Below are 15,526 nucleotides of genomic sequence, written 5' to 3'. Positions count from 1 at the left end.
CTGGAGTAATTGCCGTGCAGAAACAACGTATTCGTATCCGCCTAAAGGGCTTTGATCACCGTCTTATTGACCAGTCGGCCAGCGAGATTGTTGAGACAGCAAAGCGGACCGGCGCCCAGGTACTTGGGCCGATTCCCCTGCCGACGAAAAAGGAAAGATATACGGTTCTGATCTCCCCGCATGTCAACAAGGATGCGCGCGATCAGTATGAGTTGAGAACCCACAAGCGATTGATGGATATCATCGAGCCTACCGACAAGACGGTTGACGCCTTGATGAAGCTCGATCTGTCTGCGGGTGTGGATGTTCAGATCAAATTGAACTAATAGATAGGTTTTATAGCGGGAGCGTGTGATGGCCCTGGGATTGATTGGACGGAAGTGCGGCATGACTCGCATCTTCCACGAGGATGGATCTGCCGAACCCGTAACTGTCGTGCAAGTTGAGCCGAACCGGGTCGTCCAGGTCAAGAATGCCGAGACGGATGGCTACTGCGCCGTTCAGGTCACGACCGGTTCCGTCAAGCGTTCCCGCCTGACCAAGGCCATGTCTGGCCATTACGCGAAGGTCGGGGTCGAAGCTGGCGACCAGCTGATGGAGTTTCGCCTGGGTGATGGCCATGGGTATGCCGTGGGCGCCGAGATCGGGCTGGAGCTGTTTCAGGAAGGCCAGTTTGTCGATGTGAGCGGGATCAGTATCGGCAAGGGATTTGCTGGTGTCGTGAAGCGGTATAACTTCAGAACGCAGGACGCGACGCACGGTAACTCCCTGTCACACCGTGCGCCAGGCTCGATTGGTCAGAACCAGACGCCTGGGCGTGTGTTCAAGGGCAAGAAAATGGCGGGCCACATGGGCGCTGAGCAAGTAACTATCCAGAATCTGAAGATTTCCGGTATCGATAAGGACAGGAATCTCTTGATGATCAAGGGAGCTGTCCCCGGTCCCAAGGGTGGTCGTGTCGTCGTCAAAGCCGCAGTCAAGAAATAGGAATAAATGATGTCGATCGTAATTCCTTCGGCAGTATCGGGAGCGCAAGGCGTGAACGCCTCGGCGGACGTTTTCGGTCGCGATTTCAATGAAAGCCTGGTTCATCAGTTGGTTGTTTCCTATATGGCGGCCGCCCGCTCTGGAACCAAGGCCCAGAAAACACGTTCGGATGTGAGTGGCGGTGGGGCGAAGCCGTGGAAACAGAAGGGAAGTGGCCGTGCACGCGCAGGTACGACCCGTAGCCCTCTCTGGCGCACGGGTGGTGTGACCTTCGCCGCTCGCAATCGCAATTATGAGCAGAAGCTGAACAAGAAGATGTACCGCGCCGCGATGAGATCCATCTTCTCGGAGCTTCTGCGGCAGGGTCGCCTGGTGGTGGTTGACGAACTGTCGCTGCCGGAAGTAAGGACCAAGGCTCTGCGATCGCAGCTTGCGGAGATGGGTTTCGACAAGGGCACTATCATCACTAAGGACGTGGATGCGAACCTGTTTCTGTCAGCTAGGAATATGCCGCATGTCTATGTGGCAGAGGCAAAATCACTGAATCCGGTTCAGCTCGTGCATAGCGACAAGGTCATCATGACGGCTGAAGCGCTCAAGGCAGTTGAGGAGGGCTTGGCGTGAGACAGATTGAACTCATGAAGGTATTGGAAGCACCTGTCATCTCCGAAAAGAGCAGCTTGTCTGCCGAGAAAGAGAAAAGAGTTGTGTTCAAGGTCAGGAAAAACTCTACCAAGCAGCAGATTAAGCGTGCAGTAGAGATGCTGTTCGAAGTCGAAGTCGATTCTGTTCATGTCCTGAATGTGAAGGGCAAACAGAAGCGCTTTGGGCGCTTCATCGGCGCCAGATCGGACTGGAAAAAGGCTTATATAAAGCTCAAGCCTGGGTTTGACATCGACTTTGCTTCTGCTTAGCATCGGCCGGGCATTGGCATAGAGAAATAGTTACTGGATAGCAATTATGGCACTCGTTAAATCCAAGCCAACCTCCGCCGGCTCCCGCTTTGTCGTGAGAGTGAAGACCGAAGGTCTTCACAAGGGCCGACCAGAAGCGAAGCTCATCGAGAAAAAGAATCGCAGCAGCGGCAGGAACAACCAAGGGCGCGTTACCACCCGCCATAAGGGTGGTGGGCACAAGCAGTTCTATCGCTTGATCGACTTCAAGCGGGACAAGCTCGAAGTGCCAGGTCATGTCGAGCGCATCGAATATGACCCAAACCGCACGGCACACATTGCCTTGGTCGTCTATCGGGATGGCGAGCGCCGCTATGTGATTGCCCCCCGGGGGCTTGTGGTTGGCCAGGAGATCGTCTCGTCAGAACATGCCGGCATAAAGCTTGGCAACTGTCTGCCGCTGCGCAATGTTCCAGTGGGCTCTGTCGTGCATTGCGTGGAGTTGAAACCAGGCAAGGGTGCTCAGCTGGCGAGAGCGGGTGGAAGTTCCGTTCAGCTTGTGGCCAAAGAGGGTGCCTATGCGACGATCCGCCTGCGCTCAGGCGAGATGCGCAAGGTTCTGGCCGAGTGCAAGGCGGTAATCGGCGAAGTTTCTAATCACGAGCATAACCTGGCTTCGTTGGGCAAGGCGGGTGCGAAACGCTGGCGCGGTATTCGGCCGACCGTCCGTGGTGTTGCGATGAACCCGGTAGACCATCCGCATGGTGGTGGCGAAGGCAGAACATCCGGTGGTCGTCATCCTGTATCGCCTTGGGGTACACCGGCGAAGGGTTATAAAACCCGCAACAATAAGCGAACTGACAAGCTTATTATCCGTGGCCGCAAGAAATAAATTAGCTGTGAGGTAGATCCCGTGCCACGTTCGATTAAAAAAGGTCCTTTCATCGATCACCATCTTCTGGGCAAGGTGCTCGAGAGCGCCAATTCCGGCAACAAGAGACCAATAAAAACCTGGTCGCGCCGTTCGATGATCCTGCCGGAAATGATTGGTCTGACAATTGCGGTGCATAACGGAAGGCAGCATATCCCGGTGCTGATCAGCGACAATATGGTCGGTCACAAGTTGGGAGAGTTCGCGCCAACCCGCACCTACAAAGGGCATCAGGCAGATAAGAAGTCGAAGTAAACGGCTTAAACGTCATCAGGTTAAGGTTCAGACAATGGCTACAATTGCTAGGTTGAATACCGCCAGGGTTTCGGCGCAGAAATGCCGGCTGGTGGCTGATCAGATTCGTGGCCTGAAGGTAGATAGAGCAATCGATTTGCTTACCTTCAGCCCCAAGAAGTCTGCGAAGATTGTGAAGAAAGTTCTGGAATCGGCCATTGCGAACGCAGAGCACAATGACGGTGCAGACATCGATGAGCTCCGCGTGGAAGCCATCGAGGTGGGGGAGGGTGCAACCTTGAAGCGCATGTCCCCGCGGGCGAAGGGGCGCGCAAACCGCATCAGCAAGCGCACTTGTCATATTTCAATCAAAGTCACTGAAAAACGCTAGGCCGATCATGGGACAGAAAGTACATCCTACCGGTATTAGACTGGGTATCATCAAAGATTGGACTTCGCGCTGGTATGCCAGCAGCAAAGACTATGCCAGTTTCCTCCACAAGGATTTGCTGGTGAGGGACTTTCTGCGCAGAAAGCTGGGCCATGCTTCGGTCAGCAGGATCCAGATCAATCGGCCGGCGAACAATGCTCATATCACCATTCACACCGCCCGGCCCGGCTTGGTGATCGGCAAGAAAGGCGAAGATATCGACGCCTTGCGCCGGGAAGTCTCGCAGATGATGTCGGTCCCCGTACAGATCAGCGTCGAGGAAATCCGGAAGCCTGAACTAGATGCCCAGCTTGTCGCCGAGGGTGTTGCCCAGCAGTTGGAAAAGCGCATCATGTTCAGGCGAGCAATGAAGCGGGCGGTACAGAACACGCTCAGGCTGGGCGCTGAAGGTATCAAGATCAGTGTCAGCGGGCGCCTTAACGGTGCCGAAATTGCCAGAACCGAATGGTATCGCGAAGGTCGTGTACCACTGCATACTTTTCGTGCCGATATCGATTATGGTTTTGCGGAAGCAAAAACAACATATGGCGTCATTGGCGTCAAAGTATGGATCTTCAAGGGTGAAATCCTGCCCGAGTATGGCTCTGACGTGAAAGGCCAGGCCGCTGAAGCATAATTGGGATATAGACTATGTTACAGCCTAAACGTACAAAATACAGAAAGCAGCACAAGGGACGGAATACCGGTCTTGCGCTCAAAGGCAACAAGGTAAGCTTCGGTGAGTTCGGGCTTAAATCCGTTGAACGCGGCCGCATGACCGCGAGGCAGATAGAGTCTGCTCGGCGTGCGATTACGCGACACGTGAAGAGGGGCGGCAAAATCTGGATCCGCGTTTTCCCGGACAAACCCATTACCAAGAAGCCACTCGAAGTCCGTATGGGCAGCGGCAAGGGGAGCGTTGAATATTGGGTTGCGGAAATCAAGCCAGGAACGATGCTTTATGAGCTTCAGGGTGTCAGCGAGGAACTGGCACGTGAAGCATTCGCTTTGGCAGCGGCAAAGTTACCGGTAAAGACTATCTTTGCTGTCAGGACGGTGATGTAATGAAAACTGAGGAAATCCGCTCGAAGACGGAAGAAGAGCTGGCCCAGGAATTGGTTAACCTGCACAGGGAACAATTCAATCTTAGAATGCAGAAAACCACGGGACAGCTGTCCAAGCCGGACCAGCTACAAAAAAACCGTAAAATGATTGCCCGAATCAATACCATTCTGCGCGAAAAGGGTGTGAAGTCATGAGTTCCGAGCTGAAGAATGTCCATACCCTGACTGGCACTGTCGTTAGCGACAAGATGGAAAAAACGGTTGCCGTACGTGTTGATCGAATGGTTGCCCACCCTCTGTATGGCAAATACATCCGGCGCTCCACGAAGGTGCTGGCTCACGACGAAAACAATGAAGCCAAGGTCGGTGATGTCGTTGTCGTAGCTGCCTGCCGTCCTGTATCGGCAAAAAAGGTGTGGAAGCTGGATCGAATCCTAGAGCGGTCTCGGTGAGATCCTATCAAGCGAATTCATAGATTTAGGTAAGTGACATGATTCAGATGCAAACCAACCTTGATGTCGCCGACAATAGCGGTGCCAGGAAGGTTATGTGTATAAAGGTCCTGGGTGGTTCGCATAGACGCTATGCGAATGTAGGCGATATCGTCAAGGTGAGCATCAAGGAAGCGATTCCTCGCGGTCGTGTAAAGAAAGGCGAAGTCTACAACGCTGTTGTTGTTCGTACTCGAAAGGGTGTTCGCCGTGCCGACGGCTCTCTCATTCGGTTCGACGGCAATGCAGCCGTCCTGCTCAATAACCAGCACCAGCCCATAGGGACCCGCATTTTCGGACCCGTGACACGAGAACTGCGCTCGGAAAAATTCATGAAGATCATTTCACTGGCCCCTGAAGTCATCTAGGAGTCGATCATGCGAAAGATTAGGAAAGGTGACCAGGTCGTCGTTCTGACCGGTAAGGACAAGGGCAAGGTAGGTGCTGTGCTTGCCATACATGATGATGGCAAGATTGTTGTCGACGGCATCAATGTTGCCCGCAAGCACCAGAAGCCCATGCCGATGAAAGGAATTGCCGGTGGTATAGTGGATAAGGCCATGCCTCTGCACATATCCAATGTTGGCCTTCTGAATCCCGCCACCAACAAGGCTGATCGTGTCGGCTTTCGACTGCTGGCAGATGGACGCAAGGTGCGGTTCTTCAAGTCCAGTAACGAAGTGATTGACGCGTAGTCGGTATATCAAAATGGCTAGATTACAACAGCTTTATAAAGACGCAATAATACCCGCGCTCACCGAGAAATTCGGCTACAAGTCCCTCATGGAGGTGCCCAAGCTGGAGAAGATCACCCTGAATATGGGGGTTGGTGAGGCTGTTGCAGACAAGAAAATCCTGCAGAACGCGCTCGATGATCTGCAGAAGATTTCCGGGCAGAAGCCTATCATTACCATTTCCAAGAAGTCCATTGCTGGCTTCAAAATCCGCGATGGAATGCCGATTGGCTGCAAGGTTACGCTGCGTCGGGATAGGATGTATGAGTTCCTTGACAGGTTGATCACGGTGGCCATCCCGCGGATCCGTGACTTCCGTGGTCTGAATGGGCGGTCGTTCGATGGTCGCGGGAATTACAGCATGGGCGTTAAGGAGCAGATCATCTTTCCGGAGATCGACTTTGACAAGGTCGACGTGGTGAGAGGTCTCGACATAACGATTACGACCAGCGCAAAAACCGATCAGGAAGCCAAGGCATTGCTGGAGCAGTTCAAATTTCCGTTCAGGACCTAGGGTTATACGATGGCTAAAAAATCAATGATTGCCAGAGAAGTTAAGCGGCAGAAGCTTGTACAGAAGTATTCGGCAAAACGTCAGGCCTTGAAGGCTGTCATCGTCGATCCCATGGCGAGCGAAGAGGACAAGATCAATGCAGAGATGAGCCTGCAGAAGCTTCCTCGTGATTCCTCTGCCTCACGGCTTCGCAATCGTTGCAATTTGACAGGCAGACCACATGGTTTCTACCGGAAGTTCGGCCTTGGCCGCAACAAGCTGCGTGAATCGGTCATGCGCGGTGATGTGCCTGGTGTAACCAAGGCAAGCTGGTAGAACGTGTCATCTGTTTTTTGGAGTCTCTAAATGAGCATCACCGATCCCTTGGCTGACCTTCTGACTCGTGTACGTAACGGTCAGGCTGCCAACAAGACTTTCGTTTCCATGCCGTCATCGAAGCTGAAAGCTTCGGTATGTCAGGTGCTGAAGGAAGAAGGTTATATCGAAGACTTTAATGTCGAGGCCATTGGCAGCAAGCCGGTCCTGACTGTCACATTGAAGTATTTTCAGGGCTCGCCTGTCATCGAGAGCATCCAGCGCATCAGTAAACCAGGTCGTAGAGTCTATAAATCGGCTGATGATCTTCCCAAGGTCTTGGGGGGATTTGGTGTTGCCATCATTTCTACTTCCAAAGGCGTGATGACCGATAAGTCAGCGCGTGAGGGAAGGCATGGTGGTGAAATACTCTGCACTGTTTCGTAAGGGTTAAACCGATCATGTCTAGAGTTGCAAAAAATCCTATCTCATTGCCAAAAGGGGTAGAAGTCGTAAAAGACCAGGCCGGCCTCGTGACGGTCAAGGGACCGAAAGGGACCTTGATGTCGAGCGTGCACCCCCTTGTCGAAGTTGTTGTCGAGGGTGCTCAGATAGCAGTCATCGGCGATGTCAGCGACAAAGAAAAGGACGCCATGGCAGGTACTACGCGTGCGAATCTCGCCAATATGGTGTTCGGCGTCAGCACGGGCTATGAGCGCAAGTTGACCATGGTCGGTGTTGGCTATCGTGCCCAAGCTCAAGGCAATGTTTTGAACCTGAGCCTGGGTTTCTCGCACCCTGTCAATTTTCCTGTCCCGGCAGGAATTGTAATAGAAACACCATCACAAACCGAAATCGTCATCAAAGGCTGCGACAAGCAGCAAGTCGGTCAGGTTGCCGCCAACATCAGAGCCTATCGTCCCCCGGAGCCCTACAAGGGCAAAGGCATTCGATATGCCGATGAGGTCATCGTCAAGAAAGAAGCGAAAAAGAAATAGGTTGAGTGAAATGGACAAGAAGGCAGCTCGGCTGCGCAGGGCGGCAAAAACTCGCGCAATCATCCGCAATCTCGGTACTGACCGACTGACTGTGTTCCGGACTCCGCGGCATATCTATGCTCAGGTCATCACTGCCGATGGATCCAAGGTGCTGGCCTGTTCATCGACCCTGGAGAAGGATATTAAGGCATCCTTGAAAAATACGGGTAATGTGGAAGCGGCAAAAGCCGTCGGCAAGCTTGTCGCTGAGCGTGCTCTCGCCGCAGGCATCAGCCAGGTAGCCTTTGATCGCTCTGGCTTCAAGTATCACGGGCGCGTCAAGGCAGTGGCAGATGCCGCGCGTGAAGCCGGACTTCAGTTCTAGACAGGAGCGCGATCAATGGCAAATCAGAATGTTCAGAGTGGTTCGGCGGATGGCTTTCAGGAGAAGCTGGTTGCTGTCCGGCGAGTGGCGAAGGTTGTCAAGGGTGGTCGTGTTTTTGGTTTTACCGCATTGACAGTGGTCGGTGATGGTAACGGACGCGTGGGCTATGGCTTGTGCAAAGCCAGGGAAGTTCCGGTTGCCATCCAGAAGTCCATGGAACAGGCGCGTCGCAATATGCGCAAGGTCAGCCTTAATGGGGATACCTTGCATTATGCCGTTGCTTCGTCGACCGGTGCCGCCAAGGTCTTCATGCAGCCAGCATCGGCAGGTACCGGCATCATCGCAGGAGGCGCCATGCGCGCTGTCTTCGAGGTGGTAGGTGTTCACAATGTCCTTGCGAAGTGTATTGGTACGAACAATCCCATCAACGTTGTTCGGGCAACCATCAAGGGTCTTACAGAGATTGCCGACCCTGCCAAGCTGGCAGCCAAACGTGGCAAGCAGCTCGAAACGCGGTAAATAGTCATGAGTCAAAAGCAAGTTAATATTACCCAGATCAAGAGCTCGATTGGCCGACACGAATCCCACAAAGCCTGCCTCAGGGGTTTGGGCATTCGTCGTATGCACCAGCGTGTCGCGGTGATCGCTACCCCGGAAAACATGGGGATGATTAATAAAATCAGCTATATGCTCAAGGTTGAGGACTGACTATGTTTTTGAATGATCTACATCCTGCCGAAGGCAGCCGGCAGGCCAAGAAGCGCTTGGGCAGGGGCATTGGTTCCACGCTCGGTAAAACCAGTGGTAAAGGCCACAAGGGTCAGAAAGCCAGAGCTGGTGGTTTCCACAAGGTCGGCTTCGAGGGAGGCCAGATGCCCTTGCAACGGCGTCTCCCTAAGGTCGGCTTCAGGTCCCAAAGCAAGAAGTTCAGCGCTCAGGTTCGTTTGCATGAGTTGGCTTCGGTGGACTCTGCCGTCATTGATGTGCTGGCGCTGAAGGCTGCCAACCTAGTTCCCGCCTATGCAAAATCCGTGAGCCTGATTGATTCGGGCGAGATTGCCAAGGCAGTTACCATATCGGGTCTCAGAGTAACCCCTGGGGCAAGAGCAAAGATCGAAGCCGCTGGCGGAAAGGTCGAGGGTTAGTATGAGTGCCGCGAGCTCTGCACTTGCCGAACGTTTCGGTCGCCTCGGGGAGCTGCGGCAGAGACTGCTCTTTGTCCTAGGCGCCCTGTTCGTTTATCGTGTCGGTGCGCACATTCCGATTCCGGGTATTGATCCCAAGGCCCTGGCCACCATGTTTGCCGACAAGGGTGGCATTCTCGACATGGTCAACATGTTTTCGGGCGGTGCGCTGAAACGCCTTAGCATCTTCGCCCTGGGGATCATGCCCTATATTTCAGCCTCGATCATTCTCCAGCTGATGGCGGGTGTTGTCCCGCAGCTTGAGCAGATCAAGAAGGAGGGTGAGAGTGGTCGCAAGAAAATCAACCAGTATACCCGCTATGCCACAGTGTTCCTGGCCAGCTTCCAGGCGGTCGGCATAGCGCTGGCGCTGCAGAACCAGTCGGCTGGTGGTATGCCGGTCGTCATCAGTCCCGGGTTCCAGTTCGTATTCGTTTGTGCCGTATCGCTGGTCTGCGGGACCGTCTTCCTGATGTGGTTGGGTGAGCAGATCACCGAACGCGGTATCGGCAATGGCATCTCGATCATCATCTTTTCCGGTATCGTAGCTGGGCTTCCGACAGCGATCGGTGGCACTCTTGAGCTGGCTCGCACGGGTGAACTGGGAGCCTTCAGCATCATTGCCCTGTTTGCTATTGCCATCGGCGTTACAGCCCTTGTTGTCTTCGTCGAGCGGGGCCAGCGACGCATCGTGATCAATTATGCCAAGCGTCAGGAAGGGCGGAAGATGTACGCCGCCCACAAGAGCTTCCTGCCGCTCAAGCTGAACATGTCCGGCGTCATTCCGCCCATCTTTGCTTCGAGCATCATCCTGTTCCCGGCGACCTTGGCCGGATGGTTCGGCAACGCGGAGGGCATGAGCTGGCTGCAAGACGTGGCAACGACGCTGTCTCCCGGTCAGCCTGTTTATGTGCTATTCTATGCGGCTGCTATCGTCTTCTTCTGTTTCTTCTACGCGGCCTTGGTGTTCAACTCCAATGAAACCGCCGAAAATCTCAAGAAGTCTGGCGCAATTATCCCTGGCGTACGCCCGGGCCAGCAGACAGCTCAGTACATCGATGCGGTAATGACGCGGCTGACACTCGTGGGAGCCTTCTACATTACGGCGGTTTGCTTGCTGCCTGAATTCCTTATTCTCTACTGGAATGTTCCGTTCTATTTTGGCGGCACGTCGCTGCTGATCATCGTTGTCGTTGTCATGGACTTCATGTCACAGATACAGACCTACGTGATCTCGCATCAGTACGAGGGTCTTCTGAAGAAAAGTAATTTGAAGCTCGGCTCCTGAGCCCAGCAGGCGTTTGTCGAGGAAGAAATAATGAAAGTTCGCGCATCGGTAAAGAAAATTTGCAGGAATTGCAAGGTCCTTAAACGCAATGGCATTGTCCGCATCATTTGTAAGGATGCGCGTCATAAGCAGCGCCAAGGTTGAGCCTGTGATGTCGGCATTGGCGAGAGCAGTAACCTACTCAGTTTGTCGGAGATAACCTAGATGGCCCGTATTGCAGGCGTAAATATTCCTGACCATAAGCATTTGGTCATATCATTGACCGCAATCTATGGTATCGGTAGAAATAGAGCCGCCGAGATCTGCCAGCGTCTTGCCATTGCTCCGTCGACCAAGGTCAAGAGTCTTTCTGAGGAAGAGGTTGAGAGGTTACGTGAAGCGGTTGCCAAGTTTACGGTCGAAGGTGATCTGCGCAGGGAAACTGCAATGAACATCAAGCGGCTGATGGATCTGGGTTGCTATCGTGGCATGAGACATCGTCGCGGTTTGCCCTTGCGCGGCCAGCGGACCCGTACCAATGCACGTACCCGCAAGGGGCCTCGCCGTCCTGTTCGTAAGTGATTTCGACGATTTCAACAAGCTCACAAAGTTAAGGTTTAGTCATGGCCGGTCCTGGACGTCCTACCAAAAAAATCAAGCGCGATATCTCCGATGGCGTTGTTCATATCAATGCCACGTTCAATAACACCATCATCACCATTACCGACCGAAAAGGTAATGCATTGGCCTGGGCTACCGCAGGTGCTTCTGGGTTCCGTGGGTCGCGCAAAAGCACGCCCTTCGCTGCCCAGGTGGCGGCCGAAAAGGTGGGTAATATCGTCAAGGATTACGGTGTCAAGAATCTCGATGTCGTCATCAAGGGGCCAGGCCCCGGACGAGAGTCGGCGGTGCGGTCTCTTAATAACATGGGTTTCAAGATCAATAATATTGTTGACGGCACTCCCATTCCCCACAACGGTTGCCGTCCGCCCAAGAAGCGCCGCGTTTAATTTTCAGGAGTTATCATGGCAAGATATCTTGGTCCCAAGTGCAAGCTTAGCCGAAGGGAAGGAACCGATCTTTTTCTGAAGTCCCGCGGCAAGTCCCTCGAGGGGAAGTGCAAGCTGGATCAGCAGCCCGGCCAACATGGCACCAAGCGTGCCCGCATGTCCGATTATGCCACCCAGTTGCGTGAAAAGCAGAAGCTCCGTCGTATATATGGTGTACTGGAGCGCCAATTCCGCAACTACTACAAGGCGGCTGCCCAGCAGAAGGGATCCACAGGCCAGAACCTCTTGAACTTCCTGGAGGCGAGATTGGACAATGTGGTATACCGCATGGGTTTTGCGGCTACCCGGGCGGAGGCGCGCCAGCTGGTTAGCCACAAGGCGATTGCCGTGAACGGGAATGCTTTGAATATTCCGTCTTATCAGGTCAAGCCTGGTGATGTCATCAGTGTCCGCGAGAAATCCAAGAGCCAGCTCAGGATCAAGGACGCCCTTGGGGTTGCCGAGCAATATGGTTTTCCTGTCTGGTTGGATGTGGATACGCAAAAAATGCAGGGTGTCTATAAATCGTCGCCGGACCGCAGTGAGCTTGGAAGCGAAATCAACGAACAGCTGGTTGTCGAGTTGTATTCTAAGTAATTGAGCGACATGCAAAGTTATCTGGCAAATTTGATCAAGCCAAGACTGGTGGATGTAACCCCGGTCAGCAAAAACAATGCGCGTATCGTCATCGAACCTCTGGAAAGGGGCTTTGGTCATACGCTTGGCAATGCATTGCGCCGAGTGTTGCTGTCGTCCATTCCCGGGTGTGCCGTTACGTCGGTTGCCATTGCCGGGGTCGACCACGAATACTCATCGATTGACGGCGTCCGTGAGGACGTCCTGGATATCTTGCTCAACCTCAAGAATCTTGCCATCCGGATCCATGAGGGTGACCGGGCAACACTCTCGTTGAAGCGCAGCGGTCCTGGCAAGGTCACGGCGGCCGATATTACTTCGACGCATCAGGCCGAAGTTCTGAACGGAGACATGGAAATTGCCAACCTCACCGATTCTGGTGAGTTGGAAATCAAACTCCATGTCCAGCGTGGTCGTGGATATCAGCCGGTCTTGTCCAGGCAGGATAATGGGGAAGAGCTTGAGGTGGGTGCCCTCAAGCTTGATGCTTCGTTCAGCCCCATTCGCCGGGTTTCTTACGTGGTCGAAAGTGCACGTGTCGAGCAGCGCACGGACCTCGATAAACTGGTGATCGACATCGAGACGAACGGTACCCTAGAGCCGGAAGATGCCGTGCGTCAGGCAGCCGCCATCCTCAACGAACACCTTTCGGTCTTCATTGCGCTGAAAGGCGTTGATGCTCCGGGTGCTGCAGAGGCAAGCTCCGAATTCGATCCCCTGTTGCTGCGGCCGGTCGATGATCTCGAGTTAACGGTACGTTCCGCTAATTGTCTGAAGGCGGAAAACATCTTCTATATTGGCGACCTGATTCAGAGGACCGAGAACGATCTCCTCAAGACGCCCAATCTGGGCAAGAAGTCGCTAACGGAAATCAAGGATATTCTAGCTACCAAGGGCTTGTCTTTGGGCATGCGCCTTGAAAACTGGCCACCGGAGAATCTGAAGCCGGAAGAGCAAGAGAATTAAAGAGAACTGCACATGAGACATCGCAAAGCTGGTCGGAAATTGAACATGAACAGCAGCCATCGGGCTGCATTGTTCCGTAATCTCACGAATGCCCTGATTCACAACGAGGTCATCAAGACCACGTTGCCCCGCGCCAAGGAAATGCGTCGCTTTGCCGAACCGCTGATCACCTTGTCGAAGGAGGACAGCGTTGCTGCCCGACGTCTGGCTTTCGCACGAACCCGTGACCGTGTTGCTGTGACCAAGCTCTTCGAGAGTCTGGGTCCGCGCTACAAGAACAGGCCCGGTGGCTATCTGCGGATTCTGAAGTGTGGTCTTCGTCCAGGAGACTCGGCCCCCATGGCCTATGTTGAACTGGTGGATCGCAGCGAAGGCTGATCGCCAATCAAGCGAGGAAAAACCCTGCTATGCGGGGTTTTTTTTCGTCGGTACAAACCCAGTGACTCAGAAACTCTGACGAGAGCGCCGTGGCCGTGTTTACCCTGTCTGATCGATTGGCTGAGCGCCGGCCCTTGATCATGGGCATACTGAATGTGACCCCCGACAGCTTTTCGGATGGTGGCCGCTATCGAGATATCGATGTCGCCCTGCGTCACGCCATGACGATGATCGACGAGGGGGCGGACATCATCGATGTCGGGGGGGAGTCAACCCGCCCGGGCTCGGAGCCGGTGGTTGCCGAAGAGCAACTCGCGCGGGTCATGCCGGTCATTCTGAAACTGGTGCAAACCCGGCGATCATTGCCGAACAGGCACTTCCTGATCAGTATTGATACCTCGCTGAGTCGCGTGGCGGAGCAGGCCGTGCAGGCTGGTGCGGATATCATCAATGATGTTTCGGCAGGTACCGATGATGACGACATGTATGCCGTCGCTGCGCGTCTTGGCGCGCCCATCGTGCTGATGCATCGGCAAGGAACATCAAAAACGATGCAGGATCGCCCTGCCTATGTGGATGTTGTGGCCGAGGTAAAAGATTATCTGCGCGCGCGGGCGGATGCGGCCATGCTGGCGGGTATCGATGCTGGACGCATCGTGGTTGACCCTGGCATCGGTTTTGGCAAGAGTCGGTCGCATAATCTGGCCCTGCTCGGCAGGCTTGATGATATCGTTGAACTGGGCTATCCGGTCCTGCTTGGCTGTAGCCGCAAGCGTTTCATGGGCTCGCTGTGCCAGGAGGAAAATCCTGCCGATCTTCTGGGAGCCACCGTCGCAACCACCGTCATGGGCATGATGGCAGGCGTTTCGATCGTTCGGGTGCACGATGTGCGGCCCAATCGCCAGGCGGTGCAGGTCGCCCACGCGATTGAGGCTTGCGCCAGCAGCATTGATTGACAGGGCGGCGGCTATGCCGAAAGGGGCGGTCGGCGCTGACCGCAGGCTTTCCGGAAATGGAGGGTTGAGGGGAAACCGGCGCGGTCAGGCTGCCTGAACCGGTATTTCGTGGCCGACCCTCAGGATCTGATTGCCGGCGTCCAGATAGATCAGCGTGGGCTGGAAGTTCGTGAGTTCGGCCTGATCCAGGCCGACATAGGCGCAAATGATCAGGACATCTCCGGGCGCGGCCAGTCTGGCGGCGGCGCCATTGACGGAAATCACTCCCGAGCCTTCCTGGGCACGTATGGCATAGGTGACGAAGCGGGCACCTGTGTTGACGTTGTAGATGTGAATCTGTTCGTATTCACGAATACCCGAGCGCTCCAGGAGCCCGGCATCGATGGCGCAGGAGCCTTCGTATTCAAGCTCCGCGTGAGTCACCCGGGCCCTGTGCAGTTTGGCCTTCAACATCGTGGTGAGCATCTGAATAAGCCTAGAGTTTGGTAAAGACCGAACATCGAATTATCTATAAAATTCATAGCCGTCGCAATGATGTGCTGGTCAGCGGGGGGTGGGGCGGCATGGTTGCCAGCCTTGCCGGCCGGGTGTCCCGGCCTCGGGGTTGGTATGCGGATGTCGCGTCTGCCGTTTTTGTTCATCCTCGCGTTTTGTGGGGCGTCCGGGAACGCAGGATGCCGGTTGGGTGATCCGCGAGCGTTCAGTAAGGGTTTCTCCTTCAGTCGTCCGCCAGCCTGAGGCTGACAAGCCTGAATCCTCATAATGTGTGAGCACCGAGGTCTGAGTTGCTATGTTTGATATCGGGTTCTGGGAGTTGATGTTGATTGCACTGGTAGCGCTGCTGGTCTTCGGTCCCGAGCGCCTGCCGCGCATGGTCCGGGAAACCTCCCTGTGGATTCGCCGGGCGCGGATGATGGTGGCCTCGGCGAAGACGGAGATCGATCGCGAACTGCAACTGTACGAGCTCAGGCAAAGCCTGGAGGAAAAGCGCCGGCATTTTGAAAAGGAAGTCGATGCCATGACCATCAAGCCATCGTCCTTGTCGATGACGAAGCGGGACGATCCGGGACCGGGTGATGTCACGAGCATTGCCGCTGTACCCAAGGAGCCCGATACCAGCGGGTAGTCGTTCGCGTTTATCATCCAGCCTGGCTGG

31 protein-coding genes are annotated in these 15,526 nt (G+C 54.5%); 30 read left to right on the top strand and 1 reads right to left on the bottom strand.

Going from position 1 to position 15,526, the window contains the following annotated elements; genetic code table 11:
• The first annotated feature begins 14 nt into the window (after window positions 1-14).
• The 29 genes from rpsJ (at window position 15) to folP (ending at window position 14,370) form a co-directional block, all read left to right on the top strand.
• Window positions 15-326 (top strand): 30S ribosomal protein S10, encoded by a 312-nt coding sequence (rpsJ, locus tag ACYQ1H_RS14230; protein ID WP_460028708.1) that lies wholly within the window; start codon window positions 15-17, stop codon window positions 324-326.
• 28 nt (window positions 327-354) lie between these two features.
• Window positions 355-987, top strand: a complete 633-nt coding sequence (gene rplC, locus ACYQ1H_RS14225) for a 50S ribosomal protein L3 (protein ID WP_460028707.1) — start codon at window positions 355-357, stop codon at window positions 985-987.
• A 9-nt stretch (window positions 988-996) separates the two neighbouring features.
• Entirely contained in the window at window positions 997-1,611 is a 615-nt protein-coding gene (gene rplD / locus ACYQ1H_RS14220; RefSeq protein WP_460028706.1) for a 50S ribosomal protein L4, read from the top strand.
• The gene (rplW, locus tag ACYQ1H_RS14215; RefSeq protein WP_460028705.1) at window positions 1,608-1,901 is read left to right on the top strand and encodes a 50S ribosomal protein L23; all 294 of its coding nucleotides are present in this window, start codon (window positions 1,608-1,610) and stop codon (window positions 1,899-1,901) included. The genes rplD and rplW overlap by 4 nt, the downstream gene beginning before the upstream one ends.
• A gap of 46 nt (window positions 1,902-1,947) precedes the next feature.
• Window positions 1,948-2,772 (top strand): 50S ribosomal protein L2, encoded by an 825-nt coding sequence (gene rplB, locus ACYQ1H_RS14210; RefSeq protein WP_460028704.1) that lies wholly within the window; start codon window positions 1,948-1,950, stop codon window positions 2,770-2,772.
• Window positions 2,773-2,793: 21 nt separating this feature from the next.
• On the top strand, window positions 2,794-3,066 hold the full coding sequence (gene rpsS, locus ACYQ1H_RS14205) for a 30S ribosomal protein S19 (RefSeq protein WP_460028703.1): 273 nt from the start codon (window positions 2,794-2,796) through the stop codon (window positions 3,064-3,066).
• A gap of 34 nt (window positions 3,067-3,100) precedes the next feature.
• On the top strand, window positions 3,101-3,436 hold the full coding sequence (gene rplV, locus ACYQ1H_RS14200; protein WP_460028702.1) for a 50S ribosomal protein L22: 336 nt from the start codon (window positions 3,101-3,103) through the stop codon (window positions 3,434-3,436).
• 7 nt (window positions 3,437-3,443) lie between these two features.
• Window positions 3,444-4,112, top strand: coding sequence for a 30S ribosomal protein S3 (gene rpsC / locus ACYQ1H_RS14195; protein WP_460028701.1), 669 nt, complete (start codon window positions 3,444-3,446; stop codon window positions 4,110-4,112).
• Window positions 4,113-4,126: 14 nt separating this feature from the next.
• Complete coding sequence (gene rplP / locus ACYQ1H_RS14190; RefSeq protein WP_460028700.1) at window positions 4,127-4,540, top strand: 50S ribosomal protein L16; 414 nt, start codon at window positions 4,127-4,129, stop codon at window positions 4,538-4,540.
• The gene (gene rpmC, locus ACYQ1H_RS14185) at window positions 4,540-4,734 is read left to right on the top strand and encodes a 50S ribosomal protein L29 (RefSeq protein WP_460028699.1); all 195 of its coding nucleotides are present in this window, start codon (window positions 4,540-4,542) and stop codon (window positions 4,732-4,734) included. Before rplP ends, rpmC begins: the two co-directional genes overlap by 1 nt.
• Window positions 4,731-4,991, top strand: coding sequence for a 30S ribosomal protein S17 (gene rpsQ / locus ACYQ1H_RS14180; RefSeq protein ID WP_460028698.1), 261 nt, complete (start codon window positions 4,731-4,733; stop codon window positions 4,989-4,991). The genes rpmC and rpsQ overlap by 4 nt, the downstream gene beginning before the upstream one ends.
• A 38-nt stretch (window positions 4,992-5,029) precedes the next feature.
• A complete protein-coding gene (gene rplN, locus ACYQ1H_RS14175) occupies window positions 5,030-5,398 on the top strand; it encodes a 50S ribosomal protein L14 (protein ID WP_460028697.1) in 369 nt (122 codons plus the stop codon).
• Between the two features lie 9 nt (window positions 5,399-5,407).
• Window positions 5,408-5,725 (top strand): 50S ribosomal protein L24, encoded by a 318-nt coding sequence (gene rplX, locus ACYQ1H_RS14170; protein ID WP_460028696.1) that lies wholly within the window; start codon window positions 5,408-5,410, stop codon window positions 5,723-5,725.
• Between the two features lie 13 nt (window positions 5,726-5,738).
• Entirely contained in the window at window positions 5,739-6,278 is a 540-nt protein-coding gene (gene rplE, locus ACYQ1H_RS14165; protein WP_460028695.1) for a 50S ribosomal protein L5, read from the top strand.
• Window positions 6,279-6,287: 9 nt separating this feature from the next.
• Window positions 6,288-6,593 (top strand): 30S ribosomal protein S14, encoded by a 306-nt coding sequence (gene rpsN, locus ACYQ1H_RS14160; protein ID WP_460028694.1) that lies wholly within the window; start codon window positions 6,288-6,290, stop codon window positions 6,591-6,593.
• 30 nt (window positions 6,594-6,623) lie between these two features.
• Complete coding sequence (gene rpsH / locus ACYQ1H_RS14155) at window positions 6,624-7,019, top strand: 30S ribosomal protein S8 (RefSeq protein WP_460028693.1); 396 nt, start codon at window positions 6,624-6,626, stop codon at window positions 7,017-7,019.
• Window positions 7,020-7,033: 14 nt separating this feature from the next.
• Window positions 7,034-7,570, top strand: a complete 537-nt coding sequence (gene rplF / locus ACYQ1H_RS14150; RefSeq protein ID WP_460028692.1) for a 50S ribosomal protein L6 — start codon at window positions 7,034-7,036, stop codon at window positions 7,568-7,570.
• Between the two features lie 10 nt (window positions 7,571-7,580).
• On the top strand, window positions 7,581-7,934 hold the full coding sequence (rplR, locus tag ACYQ1H_RS14145; RefSeq protein WP_460028691.1) for a 50S ribosomal protein L18: 354 nt from the start codon (window positions 7,581-7,583) through the stop codon (window positions 7,932-7,934).
• Window positions 7,935-7,949: 15 nt separating this feature from the next.
• Window positions 7,950-8,453: a 30S ribosomal protein S5 gene (rpsE, locus tag ACYQ1H_RS14140; protein ID WP_460028690.1), complete on the top strand. Its 504-nt coding sequence runs from the start codon at window positions 7,950-7,952 to the stop codon at window positions 8,451-8,453.
• A 6-nt stretch (window positions 8,454-8,459) separates the two neighbouring features.
• Complete coding sequence (rpmD, locus tag ACYQ1H_RS14135) at window positions 8,460-8,642, top strand: 50S ribosomal protein L30 (RefSeq protein WP_460028689.1); 183 nt, start codon at window positions 8,460-8,462, stop codon at window positions 8,640-8,642.
• A 2-nt stretch (window positions 8,643-8,644) separates the two neighbouring features.
• Window positions 8,645-9,079, top strand: coding sequence for a 50S ribosomal protein L15 (gene rplO, locus ACYQ1H_RS14130; protein WP_460028688.1), 435 nt, complete (start codon window positions 8,645-8,647; stop codon window positions 9,077-9,079).
• A 1-nt stretch (window position 9,080) separates the two neighbouring features.
• On the top strand, window positions 9,081-10,406 hold the full coding sequence (gene secY / locus ACYQ1H_RS14125) for a preprotein translocase subunit SecY (RefSeq protein ID WP_460028687.1): 1,326 nt from the start codon (window positions 9,081-9,083) through the stop codon (window positions 10,404-10,406).
• A gap of 30 nt (window positions 10,407-10,436) precedes the next feature.
• On the top strand, window positions 10,437-10,550 hold the full coding sequence (gene rpmJ, locus ACYQ1H_RS14120) for a 50S ribosomal protein L36 (RefSeq protein ID WP_460028686.1): 114 nt from the start codon (window positions 10,437-10,439) through the stop codon (window positions 10,548-10,550).
• A 60-nt stretch (window positions 10,551-10,610) separates the two neighbouring features.
• Window positions 10,611-10,967, top strand: a complete 357-nt coding sequence (gene rpsM / locus ACYQ1H_RS14115; RefSeq protein WP_460028685.1) for a 30S ribosomal protein S13 — start codon at window positions 10,611-10,613, stop codon at window positions 10,965-10,967.
• A gap of 41 nt (window positions 10,968-11,008) precedes the next feature.
• The gene (gene rpsK / locus ACYQ1H_RS14110; RefSeq protein ID WP_460028684.1) at window positions 11,009-11,395 is read left to right on the top strand and encodes a 30S ribosomal protein S11; all 387 of its coding nucleotides are present in this window, start codon (window positions 11,009-11,011) and stop codon (window positions 11,393-11,395) included.
• A 15-nt stretch (window positions 11,396-11,410) separates the two neighbouring features.
• The gene (gene rpsD, locus ACYQ1H_RS14105; protein ID WP_460028683.1) at window positions 11,411-12,031 is read left to right on the top strand and encodes a 30S ribosomal protein S4; all 621 of its coding nucleotides are present in this window, start codon (window positions 11,411-11,413) and stop codon (window positions 12,029-12,031) included.
• A gap of 9 nt (window positions 12,032-12,040) precedes the next feature.
• On the top strand, window positions 12,041-13,036 hold the full coding sequence (locus ACYQ1H_RS14100; RefSeq protein ID WP_460028682.1) for a DNA-directed RNA polymerase subunit alpha: 996 nt from the start codon (window positions 12,041-12,043) through the stop codon (window positions 13,034-13,036).
• A 12-nt stretch (window positions 13,037-13,048) separates the two neighbouring features.
• A complete protein-coding gene (rplQ, locus tag ACYQ1H_RS14095; RefSeq protein ID WP_460028681.1) occupies window positions 13,049-13,414 on the top strand; it encodes a 50S ribosomal protein L17 in 366 nt (121 codons plus the stop codon).
• 89 nt (window positions 13,415-13,503) lie between these two features.
• The gene (gene folP, locus ACYQ1H_RS14090; RefSeq protein WP_460028680.1) at window positions 13,504-14,370 is read left to right on the top strand and encodes a dihydropteroate synthase; all 867 of its coding nucleotides are present in this window, start codon (window positions 13,504-13,506) and stop codon (window positions 14,368-14,370) included.
• A gap of 84 nt (window positions 14,371-14,454) precedes the next feature.
• On the opposite strand, the gene panD is transcribed toward folP, so the two are convergent.
• Entirely contained in the window at window positions 14,455-14,835 is a 381-nt protein-coding gene (panD, locus tag ACYQ1H_RS14085) for an aspartate 1-decarboxylase (RefSeq protein WP_460028679.1), read from the bottom strand.
• 325 nt (window positions 14,836-15,160) lie between these two features.
• Here panD and tatB point away from each other — a divergent pair, with 325 nt between their 5' ends.
• Window positions 15,161-15,496 carry a Sec-independent protein translocase protein TatB gene (gene tatB / locus ACYQ1H_RS14080; protein ID WP_460028678.1) on the top strand — a complete coding sequence of 112 codons (336 nt, stop codon included), beginning with the start codon at window positions 15,161-15,163 and terminating at the stop codon, window positions 15,494-15,496.
• Window positions 15,497-15,526: the final 30 nt, after the last annotated feature.

The sequence above is a fragment of the Methyloparacoccus murrellii genome (assembly GCF_054657115.1).
This window is presented reverse-complemented; position numbering and strand designations above follow the sequence as displayed.

What these genes read in the sequence shown, in the direction of transcription:
- rplC (WP_460028707.1), top strand. Translation starts at nt 355, where the DNA reads ATGGCCCTGGGATTGATTGGACGGAAGTGCGGCATGACTCGCATCTTC.
- rplD (WP_460028706.1), top strand. Translation starts at nt 997, where the DNA reads ATGTCGATCGTAATTCCTTCGGCAGTATCGGGAGCGCAAGGCGTGAAC.
- rplB (WP_460028704.1), top strand. Translation starts at nt 1,948, where the DNA reads ATGGCACTCGTTAAATCCAAGCCAACCTCCGCCGGCTCCCGCTTTGTC.
- rplV (WP_460028702.1), top strand. Translation starts at nt 3,101, where the DNA reads ATGGCTACAATTGCTAGGTTGAATACCGCCAGGGTTTCGGCGCAGAAA.
- rpsC (WP_460028701.1), top strand. Translation starts at nt 3,444, where the DNA reads ATGGGACAGAAAGTACATCCTACCGGTATTAGACTGGGTATCATCAAA.
- rplP (WP_460028700.1), top strand. Translation starts at nt 4,127, where the DNA reads ATGTTACAGCCTAAACGTACAAAATACAGAAAGCAGCACAAGGGACGG.
- rpmC (WP_460028699.1), top strand. Translation starts at nt 4,540, where the DNA reads ATGAAAACTGAGGAAATCCGCTCGAAGACGGAAGAAGAGCTGGCCCAG.
- rpsQ (WP_460028698.1), top strand. Translation starts at nt 4,731, where the DNA reads ATGAGTTCCGAGCTGAAGAATGTCCATACCCTGACTGGCACTGTCGTT.
- rplN (WP_460028697.1), top strand. Translation starts at nt 5,030, where the DNA reads ATGATTCAGATGCAAACCAACCTTGATGTCGCCGACAATAGCGGTGCC.
- rplX (WP_460028696.1), top strand. Translation starts at nt 5,408, where the DNA reads ATGCGAAAGATTAGGAAAGGTGACCAGGTCGTCGTTCTGACCGGTAAG.
- rplE (WP_460028695.1), top strand. Translation starts at nt 5,739, where the DNA reads ATGGCTAGATTACAACAGCTTTATAAAGACGCAATAATACCCGCGCTC.
- rpsN (WP_460028694.1), top strand. Translation starts at nt 6,288, where the DNA reads ATGGCTAAAAAATCAATGATTGCCAGAGAAGTTAAGCGGCAGAAGCTT.
- rpsH (WP_460028693.1), top strand. Translation starts at nt 6,624, where the DNA reads ATGAGCATCACCGATCCCTTGGCTGACCTTCTGACTCGTGTACGTAAC.
- rplF (WP_460028692.1), top strand. Translation starts at nt 7,034, where the DNA reads ATGTCTAGAGTTGCAAAAAATCCTATCTCATTGCCAAAAGGGGTAGAA.
- rplR (WP_460028691.1), top strand. Translation starts at nt 7,581, where the DNA reads ATGGACAAGAAGGCAGCTCGGCTGCGCAGGGCGGCAAAAACTCGCGCA.
- rpsE (WP_460028690.1), top strand. Translation starts at nt 7,950, where the DNA reads ATGGCAAATCAGAATGTTCAGAGTGGTTCGGCGGATGGCTTTCAGGAG.
- rpmD (WP_460028689.1), top strand. Translation starts at nt 8,460, where the DNA reads ATGAGTCAAAAGCAAGTTAATATTACCCAGATCAAGAGCTCGATTGGC.
- rplO (WP_460028688.1), top strand. Translation starts at nt 8,645, where the DNA reads ATGTTTTTGAATGATCTACATCCTGCCGAAGGCAGCCGGCAGGCCAAG.
- secY (WP_460028687.1), top strand. Translation starts at nt 9,081, where the DNA reads ATGAGTGCCGCGAGCTCTGCACTTGCCGAACGTTTCGGTCGCCTCGGG.
- rpmJ (WP_460028686.1), top strand. Translation starts at nt 10,437, where the DNA reads ATGAAAGTTCGCGCATCGGTAAAGAAAATTTGCAGGAATTGCAAGGTC.
- rpsM (WP_460028685.1), top strand. Translation starts at nt 10,611, where the DNA reads ATGGCCCGTATTGCAGGCGTAAATATTCCTGACCATAAGCATTTGGTC.
- rpsK (WP_460028684.1), top strand. Translation starts at nt 11,009, where the DNA reads ATGGCCGGTCCTGGACGTCCTACCAAAAAAATCAAGCGCGATATCTCC.
- rpsD (WP_460028683.1), top strand. Translation starts at nt 11,411, where the DNA reads ATGGCAAGATATCTTGGTCCCAAGTGCAAGCTTAGCCGAAGGGAAGGA.
- ACYQ1H_RS14100 (WP_460028682.1), top strand. Translation starts at nt 12,041, where the DNA reads ATGCAAAGTTATCTGGCAAATTTGATCAAGCCAAGACTGGTGGATGTA.
- rplQ (WP_460028681.1), top strand. Translation starts at nt 13,049, where the DNA reads ATGAGACATCGCAAAGCTGGTCGGAAATTGAACATGAACAGCAGCCAT.
- panD (WP_460028679.1), bottom strand. Translation starts at nt 14,835, where the DNA reads ATGCTCACCACGATGTTGAAGGCCAAACTGCACAGGGCCCGGGTGACT.
- tatB (WP_460028678.1), top strand. Translation starts at nt 15,161, where the DNA reads ATGTTTGATATCGGGTTCTGGGAGTTGATGTTGATTGCACTGGTAGCG.